At 62.7% G+C, this 9,526-nt stretch carries 11 protein-coding genes; 5 read left to right on the top strand and 6 right to left on the bottom strand.

From position 1 onward, the window contains the following. Nucleotides 1–307: 307 nt before the first annotated feature. Nucleotides 308–715, bottom strand: a complete 408-nt coding sequence (merR, locus tag Q0907_RS17845; protein WP_012480188.1) for an Hg(II)-responsive transcriptional regulator — start codon at nucleotides 713–715, stop codon at nucleotides 308–310. A 74-nt stretch (nucleotides 716–789) separates the two neighbouring features. Here merR and merT point away from each other — a divergent pair, with 74 nt between their 5' ends. From merT to merA, 3 genes are read left to right on the top strand one after another with little or no spacing between them, the layout of a single operon-like run. Beyond that, nucleotides 790–1,140, top strand: coding sequence for a mercuric ion transporter MerT (merT, locus tag Q0907_RS17840; protein WP_019183730.1), 351 nt, complete (start codon nucleotides 790–792; stop codon nucleotides 1,138–1,140). A 12-nt stretch (nucleotides 1,141–1,152) separates the two neighbouring features. Next, nucleotides 1,153–1,431 carry a mercury resistance system periplasmic binding protein MerP gene (gene merP / locus Q0907_RS17835; protein ID WP_012480190.1) on the top strand — a complete coding sequence of 93 codons (279 nt, stop codon included), beginning with the start codon at nucleotides 1,153–1,155 and terminating at the stop codon, nucleotides 1,429–1,431. 10 nt (nucleotides 1,432–1,441) lie between these two features. After that, entirely contained in the window at nucleotides 1,442–3,136 is a 1,695-nt protein-coding gene (merA, locus tag Q0907_RS17830; protein WP_299347241.1) for a mercury(II) reductase, read from the top strand. Between the two features lie 82 nt (nucleotides 3,137–3,218). Here merA and Q0907_RS17825 read toward each other — a convergent pair whose 3' ends face one another. From Q0907_RS17825 to Q0907_RS17805, 5 genes are all read right to left on the bottom strand, one after another. Then, on the bottom strand, nucleotides 3,219–3,866 hold the full coding sequence (locus tag Q0907_RS17825; RefSeq protein ID WP_299347240.1) for a transposase: 648 nt from the start codon (nucleotides 3,864–3,866) through the stop codon (nucleotides 3,219–3,221). Then, entirely contained in the window at nucleotides 3,863–4,255 is a 393-nt protein-coding gene (locus Q0907_RS17820) for a 4-oxalocrotonate tautomerase family protein (RefSeq protein WP_185896206.1), read from the bottom strand. The genes Q0907_RS17825 and Q0907_RS17820 overlap by 4 nt, the downstream gene beginning before the upstream one ends. A 26-nt stretch (nucleotides 4,256–4,281) precedes the next feature. After that, the gene (locus Q0907_RS17815) at nucleotides 4,282–5,292 is read right to left on the bottom strand and encodes an NAD(P)-dependent alcohol dehydrogenase (RefSeq protein ID WP_185896205.1); all 1,011 of its coding nucleotides are present in this window, start codon (nucleotides 5,290–5,292) and stop codon (nucleotides 4,282–4,284) included. Nucleotides 5,293–5,618: 326 nt separating this feature from the next. Beyond that, nucleotides 5,619–6,086 carry a Cu(I)-responsive transcriptional regulator gene (gene cueR / locus Q0907_RS17810; RefSeq protein ID WP_185896204.1) on the bottom strand — a complete coding sequence of 156 codons (468 nt, stop codon included), beginning with the start codon at nucleotides 6,084–6,086 and terminating at the stop codon, nucleotides 5,619–5,621. Further along, nucleotides 6,086–8,518, bottom strand: coding sequence for a heavy metal translocating P-type ATPase (locus Q0907_RS17805; RefSeq protein ID WP_185896203.1), 2,433 nt, complete (start codon nucleotides 8,516–8,518; stop codon nucleotides 6,086–6,088). The genes cueR and Q0907_RS17805 overlap by 1 nt, the downstream gene beginning before the upstream one ends. 169 nt (nucleotides 8,519–8,687) lie before the next feature. On the opposite strand from Q0907_RS17805, the gene Q0907_RS17800 reads away from it, so the two are divergent. Continuing rightward, a complete protein-coding gene (locus Q0907_RS17800) occupies nucleotides 8,688–8,948 on the top strand; it encodes a heavy-metal-associated domain-containing protein (protein ID WP_185896202.1) in 261 nt (86 codons plus the stop codon). A gap of 137 nt (nucleotides 8,949–9,085) precedes the next feature. Continuing rightward, the gene (locus Q0907_RS17795; protein ID WP_185896201.1) at nucleotides 9,086–9,481 is read left to right on the top strand and encodes a hypothetical protein; all 396 of its coding nucleotides are present in this window, start codon (nucleotides 9,086–9,088) and stop codon (nucleotides 9,479–9,481) included. Nucleotides 9,482–9,526: the final 45 nt, after the last annotated feature.

The raw sequence follows: 9,526 nt of genomic DNA, 5'->3' as shown, positions 1-9,526 counted from the left end.
TTGGTGGAGCTGTCCGACTCAGGAGAGCTGGGCTGACCTCTGGCTCTGTTCCAACCACATTTTGCAAATAGCCAAAATTTTGGGTATCCGGATTTTAGTGTGGGAAGACCGCACTAGCCCTTCTTGTCTGACAGCTCTCGTTCGGTAGGTTTCTGGTATCGCAAGGCTTACGCGCTTTTAGCCTTCAGTGTGGGCTTTGTCTGGCGCATGTCGGTGCAAGGAAACAATCAGTGGCAGGTCACCTTGCCCCCGGCTCGAACTGGGGTTTGAGGCGCAGTGGAACGGAAAACCGGGTTAAGCCACGCGCCTAGCTCCCGTGCAGAGAATCGATCAGCGGGCACGACACAGTGCCTCGCTGCGCATGGCACTCGTTGACCAACCGTGACAGCACCGCTTCGATTCGCGTCAGGTCCGCCATCTTGGTGCGCACGTCGGTGAGCTGGAGCGCAGCCAGCTCGGCGGCTTCGCTGCAGTGAGTGCCGTCCTCAAGCTGTAGGAGTTGGCCGACTTCGTCCAGGTTGAACCCCAGCCGCTGGGCGGATTTCACGAAACGCACCCGCGCCACGTCCGCCGATCCGTAGCGGCGAATACTGCCGACGGGCCGACCTGGTTCTGGCAATAACCCCTTGCGCTGATAGAACCGGATGGTCTCCACGTTGACCCCAGCGGCCTTGGCGAAAGCCCCGATGGTCAGTGTTTGCGGATCGTTCACCATCGCGCTTGACTCCGTACTTGACTACGGAAGTAACCTTAGCGCATCACGCAACGTCTCGGAAGGAGATCCCTCACATGGCAGACCCCAGCAACGGCCGCGGTGCACTGGCCGCCGGTGGCCTCGCCGCCATCCTCGCCTCGACCTGCTGCCTCGGTCCGCTGGTGCTGATCACGCTGGGTTTCTCCGGCGCCTGGATCGGCAACTTGACCGCGCTGGAACCGTACCGGCCGATCTTCATTGGCGTGGCGCTCGTGGCGCTGTTCTTCGCGTGGCGTCGCATCTTCCGGCCGGCTCGCGCCTGCGCGCCGGACGACGCATGCGCCGTGCCCCAGGTGCGGACGGCCTACAAGGTGATCTTCTGGATCGTCACCGCCCTGGTGCTGATCGCACTCGTGTTCCCCTACCTCATGCCCCTGTTCTACTGAAAGGAGATTGCCATGAAGAAACTCGTCGCATTGCTCGCTCTGACCGTTGCCCTCAGCGCTCCCGCCTGGGCCGCCACCAAAACCGTCACGCTGTCGGTGCCGAGCATGACCTGCGCCACCTGTCCGATCACGGTCAAGAAGGCGCTGACCAAGGTCGAAGGCGTCATCGAGGCCAAGGTGACCTGGGAGCCCAAGGAGGCGGTGGTAACCTACGACGATGCCAAGACCACTCCGGCCGCGTTGACCAAAGCCACCGAGAACGCCGGCTACCCGTCTACCGTCAAGAAGTGAGCACACGCTCATGACCGAGGCGATCACGCTGCACATCGATGGCATGACCTGCGGGTCGTGCGCCGAGCACGTCAAGCAGACCTTGGAAAAGGTGCCCGGCGTGCGTTCGGCCTCAGTGTCCTACCCACAGCGCCGGGCCGAGATTGAGGCCAGCGTAGGTACCGCCGCGGACGTGACCTCGCTGGTCGCGGCGGTATCCGCACTCGGTTACCGAGCGCAGCTTGCCGATGCGCCGGGGCAACCCAGCGACCTGCTGAACAATGCACAAGAGCGGCTGGGCGGCGAACCAAAGCGCGAGGACGATGAGGCTGCACTGCACGTGGCCGTGATCGGCAGCGGCGGCGCGGCGATGGCGGCGGCGTTGAAGGCCGTCGAGCAAGGGGCGCGTGTGACGCTGATCGAGCGCAGCACTCTCGGCGGCACCTGCGTCAACGTCGGATGTGTGCCGTCCAAGATCATGATCCGCGCTGCCCACATTGCGCATCTGCGTCGCGAGAGTCCGTTCGATGACGGCATTGCCGCCGCCTCGCCGAAGATTCTGCGTAAGCGCTTGCTGGCTCAGCAGCAGGGGCGCGTCGATGAACTGCGCCACGCCAAGTACGAAGGCATCCTGACGAGCACCCCGACCATCACCGTGCTGCGCGGCGATGCCCGATTCAAGGATGCGCACACGCTGACCATGGCAACCGCTGACGACGGGATGCGCGAGGTGAGTTTCGACCGCTGCCTCATCGCCACCGGGGCCAGTCCGGCGATTCCACCGATCCCGGGCTTGAAAGACACGCCCTTCTGGACGTCGACCGAAGCGCTGGCCAGCGACACGATCCCCGATCGGCTGGCCGTGATCGGCTCGTCGGTGGTGGCCGTCGAACTCGCGCAGGCCTTTGCCCGGCTGGGCAGCAAGGTGACCATGCTGGCGCGCAGCACACTGTTCTTTCGCGAAGACCCCGCCATTGGCGAGGCCATCACGGCCGTGTTCCGCGCCGAAGGCATCGAAGTGCTGGACCACACCCAGGCCAGCCAGGTCGCCTATGAGGATGGGGAATTCGTGCTCACCACCGAACGCGGCGAACTGCATGCCGACCGGCTGTTGTTCGCCACCGGCCGCACCCCAAACACCCGCACGCTCAACCTCGACGCGGCCGGTGTGGTGGTCAATGCGCAAGGCGCCATCACCATCGACCACGCGATGCGCACTACCGTGCCGCACATCTATGCCGCCGGCGACTGCACTGACCAGCCGCAGTTCGTCTACGTCGCGGCGGCGGCCGGCACCCGCGCTGCAATCAACATGACGGGTGGCAACGCGACGCTGGATCTGACGGCGATGCCGGCGGTGGTGTTCACCGACCCGCAGGTCGCCACCGTGGGCTACAGCGAAGCCGAAGCGCACCACGACGGTATCGAGACCGACAGCCGCACGCTGACGCTCGACAACGTGCCCCGGGCGCTGGTCAACTTCGACACGCGCGGTTTCATCAAGCTGGTTTCGGAGGCCGGTTCGGGACGACTGATCGGCGTGCAAGCGGTAGCCCCGGAAGCAGGCGAGCTGATCCAAACCGCAGTACTGGCGATTCGCAACCGCATGACGGTGCGAGAGTTGGCCGACCAGTTATTCCCCTACCTGACGATGGTCGAGGGGCTGAAACTCGCGGCACAAACCTTCACCAAGGACGTAAAGCAACTGTCCTGTTGCGCGGGGTAGTGGCTGGGCCTCTTACCTATGCTTCATCGGCTGAATCACAAATTCAGGCTGAAGCGCCGCCTCTTGCACAATGGGCTGAGGACTATTCGAAATACCCCTCTTCGAGTAGCCGCGCCAGCGTCGGGAGATAGGGGCCGTACTCGACCACGCGCGTGATCTTCTTCTTGCGCGTTGCCGCCGTGGTCATCCGCTGGAACACGAAGTCCGTGGTCATTGGGTCGTCGTCATCGACCAACACGGTTTCGATAACCGAGCCATCCTTGCGCGCCTTCTTGTCGTAGAGTATGCGCGCCCGAAGCACCTCGAAGCTGTAACCCCTGCCCATGCGGTTCATGTCTTTGGCCACTCGGTTGACTGACTCAGTATAGGCATTGGTAATCGGCTGCTCGAAGTAGGCGAAGATTTCGTCGTGCCAGTTGTGCACGGCGGTGGTCAGGTCCTTGAACGTGGCCGCCAATTCGGTCGGAATATTGGCCTGCCACTTCGCGCAGGCGGCTTCTGCTGCTGGGCGGGTCTTCTGATCCCAGATCGACAGAAATCCTTCCTTGAGCGCGTGGGCTTCGCTTAGGAGCGGGAACTGTTGGAACCATTCCCGCATCCGGTCCATATCTCTCCCTGTCAGGTCGTGCTGCCGCTTGAGCAGCAGGAACCGCTCGTCCTTGGGTCGACGGCTGCCCTCTCCTAACCGCGATAAATCTTCCTTATCATTCGAGGTGATCGAGAGGGTCACGAACGATGGAATCTGGCTTCTTGAGTCCGTCCTCCAAAACCATAGGCCGAGGCGCGCGCATCGTGGACATGTACATAGCTAGTCGGGTGCACGGGGCCTAACAGGCGCTCAAAGCAGGCGAACACCTCGGCAAGGTACTCTGCCTTCTGCGCTTTGGTGTTGGTCTCATCCGTCACGATGATCTCCAGCGAGAAGCTTGAGACGCCAATCTCGCTCAGCGTCTTTCCTCCGATCAGCCAATCTTCAGGCCGGACATACGTGATGATCGTCGCGATCAGGCCCGCCTTCTTTCCTAGAATCCGGCTGGTTAGATCGCTCACCTGTGTAGATATCTTCGCGGTCAGCGCGGGAGACGAAGATGCAGAGACTTTGATGTTGATCAGAGGCATGAAGGAGCTCGTGTGAAGCCGAGAGGTTAGTTGATGGCGATGACCACTTTGCCGATGGGCCTTCCATGTTCCATGCGCGCAAACGCGGCAGCAGCTTCAGCAAAAGGAAAGATGGTGTCGATAACGGGCACGATGGCGTGTTCGTCGATGAAGCGGATAAGGGCTTGGGTCATTTTCTTGGAACCCACTACCACTCCGGTGAGTGACTTTCCGCCGATGAGTGAGAATGGATCGATGCTCAATGCAAATCCGCCAGCGACGCCACCGATGGTCACGACTTGGCCGCCGGGGCGCAGACTTCGCAGCGAGCGGGCAATCGTGCCAGCTCCACCGATGTCCATCACCAGATCTACGCCGCCGGTCGTGCGGAGCACCGTTTCACCCCAGTTGGGATCGGTGTTGTAGTTGATGGCAGCGTGTGCCCCCAATGCCACCATATGCTCGATGCCCTCTCCCCTCCCAGAGAGCACCGTGACGCGCAAGCCGGCTGCCAGCGCGAGCTGGACCGCCCATGTAGACACGCCGCCAGTGCCCTGAATCAGCACATGAGCACCGTCGGGCAGCGCGCCCAACTCAAACAACGCGTGCCAGGCAGTGACCCCTGCACAGGCGATCGTAGAAGCTTGCTCCCATGACAGAGTGCGTGGCGCGTGCACCAATGCGCTTTGATCTACCACCAGATGTGTCGTCAGCACACCGTCGATGTTGCCACCCAGCGACAGGGACAGCGCTTGCTCGCTGGCAAATCCGTCAGTCCACCGCGGAAAGAAGGTGGGGAGTACGGCATCACCGATGGAGAAGTCGGTGATCGCCGAACCTACAGCTACTACTTTTCCGGCAGCGTCCGACAAAGGGATGCGGGCTTCGCCGGCCCCCATCTGACCGTGAGCAACGAGTAAGTCACGGTAGTTGAGCGAGGCGGCCTTGACGGCCAGTAGCACCTGGTTCTCGCCCAAGGACGAGGGCGGAACCTCGATTCTGTGAAGGCTTTGTGGACCCTGTCCACGGATGACGCGGTAGGCGTGCATGAGGCTCATTTGGCGAGTTTGGTGAGAGGTGACGATCGAGATGGCGCAATGGCACAACGCATTCTTTGATGACGCCATTAATGAACAATATGGGCCGGGTAGCCGATCAAGCTGAGTGCTTGCTTTATCAGCTCAAGCGGACGGCGGGTTTCGAGACTGATGCGACGTTGGTCCGGCATGAACTGCGCCCGCATCGAGGGGTCTACGCTCATCAGCGCACGTCGAATGGGTGCCACACATGCGCTGCAAGCCATGGCCGGGATATGTAGTCGATGCATGCGTTGCTGCTCCAACCAGCAGGGATAGCTAGCGTCAGGCTTCCCACTGTGGCAACGTCAATGCCCGTTCGTCGGACTCGCCAAATCGTCCAGAATCGGACATTCCGGGCGGTTGTCGCCATGGCATCGACTTGCTAGGTCGCGCAGCGTTCGCTGCATGGCCTGCATCTCGGTAATCTTGATCTGCAGATCGTCGATGTGGCCCTGGGCCAGTTTCTTGACCTGGGCGCTGGCTCGTCGGTCATCGCTCCACAAGCCTAAGAGCGATTGGATTTGTTTGATGGAAAATCCCAGGTTGCGGGCACGACGAATGAACCTAAGCCTGTGCACATCGGCATCGGTGTAAAGGCGATAGCCAGCAAAGGTGCGACTAGCCGGAGGGATCAGATCGATCCCTTCATAGTGGCGAATCATCTTGGCGCTGACCTCGCTGAGCGCGGCGGCCTCGCCAATGTTATGCAATCCGGCTTCGCGCGCGTCGGCCAGTTCGGGTCGCAGTGTCTTGGAGCTGCGTCTGGTTGCCATCATGCCTCTCCCACATCGATCTTGGTTGGCTGCCAACGGCGCAACAGCAGCGTGTTGGCAATCACGCTCACACTGGACAAGGCCATCGCTGCGCCGGCGATGACCGGATCAAGCAAGCCCAGGGCTGCCAGAGGAATCCCGACCACGTTGTAACCAAAGGCCCAGAACAGGTTCTGGTGGATCTTGCGGGTGGTGCGGCGGGAAATGTCGAGGGCATCGGCGATCAGACCCGGCTCAGCGCGCATTAGGGTAACCCCAGCAGCATGCATCGCCACATCGGTACCGGTTCCCATGGCCACCCCCAGGTTGGCGGCAGCCAGCGCTGGCGCATCGTTGACCCCGTCGCCGACCATGGCCACCGGTGCCGACAGAGCCAATTCTGCGACCAAGGCAGCCTTCTGCTCAGGCAATACATTGGCGCGCACCTCGTGGATGCCCAGTACCTTGGCCACCGAGGCGGCCGCGCCGGGGTTGTCGCCAGAAATCATGACGGTGCGTAGACCCAGCGTGTGCAGCCGTTGCACAGCTGCGGCTGCACCCAGACGCGGCGGATCCTCAAAGGCCAGAATGCCGAGCAACTGCGGATGATCGGTACCCTGCTCTGCCAGCCAGGACACCGTGTGGCCGGTCTGGCTGAGTAGGTCTGCCCGGGTCTGCAATGCCGTAAGCGCCACGCCATGCTCAAGCATCATGCGGGTGCTGCCCAGCAACAGGTTCCTGCCATCCACCGTGCCGGTGATGCCGCGGCCAGGCACCGCCTGCACGTCGCGTGCGAGCGGAATGGAGCGCTGGCCCATCACGCTCACTACGGCCTTGGCCAAGGGATGCTCGCTGCCTTGTTGCAGGGCCGCCGCCAACGGCAACAGATCGGCCGCGTGGCCACGGGTGGCAATTTCTTCGGTCAGTACCGGACGTCCTTGGGTCAACGTGCCTGTTTTGTCGAAGGCCACCACCTTGACGGTACGTGCCACTTCCAGCGCTTCGGCATCCTTGACCAGAATGCCCGCTCGGGCAGCCACGCCGGTGCCAGCCATGATCGCCGTTGGGGTCGCCAACCCCAGCGCACACGGGCATGCGATTACCAGTACCGCCACCGCGCTCAGGATCGCCTGGTTCCAATCACCCGTTCCCAGACCCCAGCCGAGCAGCGTGAGCAAAGCCAGGCCAATCACCACCGGCACGAAGATTGCGCTCACCCGATCCACGGTTCGCTGGATAGGTGCCTTCTTGGCCTGTGCATCCTCCACGAGGCGAATGATCCGAGACAAGGCGGTCTCGGCGCCGATGGCCAGTGTGCGCACCAGGATGCGGCCTTCGCCATTGATGGCCCCGCCGGTAACGCGATCGCCCTCCCCCCGCGCCACGGGCATGGATTCCCCGGTGATCAGGGACTCATCCACGTGCGTGCGGCCCTCCGCGATCACGCCATCCACCGGAATGCGCTCGCCTGGCCGCACACTGACGATGTCCGAAACGGCAACCTCGTGAATGGCAACCTCGCGCTCTTGCCCGTCCTGATACACGCGTGCGGTGGCTGGCCGCAGTGCTTGCAAGGCCCGGATCGCTTGCGTGGTCTGTTGCTTGGCGCGGGCCTCTAACCACTTGCCCAGCAGGATCAGCGTAATGATGACCGCTGAGGTCTCGAAGTACAGCGGGGCATCGCCGTGGTGTCCTGCATCATTGAACAAGTGATAGACACTCAGCCCATAACCGGCACTGGTCCCCAAAGCGACCAGCAGATCCATGTTGCCCGTGCCGGCGCGTAGGGCGTGCCATCCGGCGCGATAGAAGCGCGCACCGATCCAGAACTGCACCGGCGTTGCGAGCAAGAACTGCAGCCAGCCCGGTAGCATCCAGTGCTGACCTGCGACCCATCCCAGCATCGGGACGACCAATGGCAGGGACAGGGCCGCAGCGATCAGCAGTTTTAGGGTGTCACCACTGAGCGCCTGGCGCACCGACGCTGTATCGGCGTTGCCTGCCGGGGTCTGCGGTTCGATCGCGCGGTAGCCCGCTGCGCTGACCGCGGCTACCAGGGATGCGACCTCCACCAGTGACGTGGTCGCTATGCGCGCGCGCTCGGTGGCCAGATTGACCGACACCTCCATCACGCCCGGCACAGCGCGTAGCGCACGCTCTACCCGTGCCACACAGGAAGCGCAGGTCATCCCTTCGATGATCAGATCCCGCTCCTGGCTGGCAACCTCATAACCGGCTTGCTTCACCGCAGCGATCAATGCGGGCAACGCGGCCGCCGGCGCGCTGACCTCGGCCACTTCTGTTGCCAGATTGATCGACGCATCACTCACGCCGGCAACGGAGCGCAAGCTGCGCTCTACCCGGCCTACACACGAGGCGCATGTCATGCCGGCGACACTGAAGCGATGGGTGCCCGCAGGCGCCGGCCGCGGCGAGGTGAGCGTTATGTCCATGGAGTAGGAGCCAGTAAGAACGAGCAGGTAGCCTGAGCCTTCCCATGATGGGAACGTCAACAGCGCACGGCGGACCAGCACTCAACTGCCTGCCGTTTGACCTTCCCACCGTGGGAAGGCTCATCGTGACGCTGTCGGCAAACCGCCGATGCTTTTTGGAGGGTTGTCCATGAATCTCGTTGTTGAAGGTATGACCTGTGGCCACTGTGTCCGGACGGTCACCCAAGCCATTCAGGCCGTTGACCCCCACGCCCTGGTGGACGTCGATCTGAGCAGCGGCGTGGTCAAGATCGTGGGTCAGCTTGCCGTAGAACAGGCGGTGGAGGCTATCCAGCGGCAAGGCTATGTCATCGCCGCCGTGCTCCCTTCCGAGGCCGACACGCCTGCGGCCCCGACCGCATCCTCCTGCTGCGGCGGATGCCACCGCTGAGGCCACGCGAGGGCTTGATCCTGATCAATGCCAGTCGGCCCCAAGAGGGCTAGACTGGCAATTATGAGAGCTCGCACGTCCCCTGCCCTGATCCGCCCAGCGTCCGCAGGTGCTGCTTCGGGCGTGCGGGAGCTGTCATGGTGAAGCTGCTCAGGCGATGGCGGCGACCTCGTCCTCGTGCCCGGCTGGCATGGCTGGGACTGTGGGCGCTGCTCTTGCAGCAGCTGGCGCTGGTGGCCTACGCCTGTCCGCTGGAATCGGTGGAAGCCGGACAGGCGACCGTGATGGTCGGTTGCGAAGAGATGCCTGCGCCGGATCCCGATGCTCCGGCGTTGTGCGACCAGCATTGCCAACGCGATCACGTCGCCACGGCCGATGCGAAGGCCCCTCAAGTGCCTTACCAGCCGGCGCTGGCCGCCTTCGCGCTGGTGCAGGCTCTGTTGCCCCCGGTACACGCGCAGTTCTATCGGGATGTTCCGGTGTGCGTGTCCGATCCGCCTCCCCTGCAGCGCTTCTGTAGCCTGCTAATTTGAGCCCCCTCCTGGATTGACCCGTGCTCGTGCTGCATGCGTTGCAGC

It is taken from the genome of uncultured Pseudoxanthomonas sp., assembly GCF_947498795.1.
Classification (GTDB): Bacteria; Pseudomonadota; Gammaproteobacteria; order Xanthomonadales; family Xanthomonadaceae; genus Pseudoxanthomonas_A.
This window is presented reverse-complemented; position numbering and strand designations above follow the sequence as displayed.

Bases quoted from the DNA above. Each gene is read 5' to 3' on its own strand.
- merT (WP_019183730.1), top strand. From the start codon at position 790: ATGGCAGACCCCAGCAACGGCCGCGGTGCACTGGCCGCCGGTGGCCTC.
- merR (WP_012480188.1), bottom strand. From the start codon at position 715: ATGGTGAACGATCCGCAAACACTGACCATCGGGGCTTTCGCCAAGGCC.
- Q0907_RS17800 (WP_185896202.1), top strand. From the start codon at position 8,688: ATGAATCTCGTTGTTGAAGGTATGACCTGTGGCCACTGTGTCCGGACG.
- merP (WP_012480190.1), top strand. From the start codon at position 1,153: ATGAAGAAACTCGTCGCATTGCTCGCTCTGACCGTTGCCCTCAGCGCT.
- Q0907_RS17795 (WP_185896201.1), top strand. From the start codon at position 9,086: ATGGTGAAGCTGCTCAGGCGATGGCGGCGACCTCGTCCTCGTGCCCGG.
- Q0907_RS17805 (WP_185896203.1), bottom strand. From the start codon at position 8,518: ATGGACATAACGCTCACCTCGCCGCGGCCGGCGCCTGCGGGCACCCAT.
- cueR (WP_185896204.1), bottom strand. From the start codon at position 6,086: ATGGCAACCAGACGCAGCTCCAAGACACTGCGACCCGAACTGGCCGAC.
- merA (WP_299347241.1), top strand. From the start codon at position 1,442: ATGACCGAGGCGATCACGCTGCACATCGATGGCATGACCTGCGGGTCG.
- Q0907_RS17815 (WP_185896205.1), bottom strand. From the start codon at position 5,292: ATGAGCCTCATGCACGCCTACCGCGTCATCCGTGGACAGGGTCCACAA.
- Q0907_RS17820 (WP_185896206.1), bottom strand. From the start codon at position 4,255: ATGCCTCTGATCAACATCAAAGTCTCTGCATCTTCGTCTCCCGCGCTG.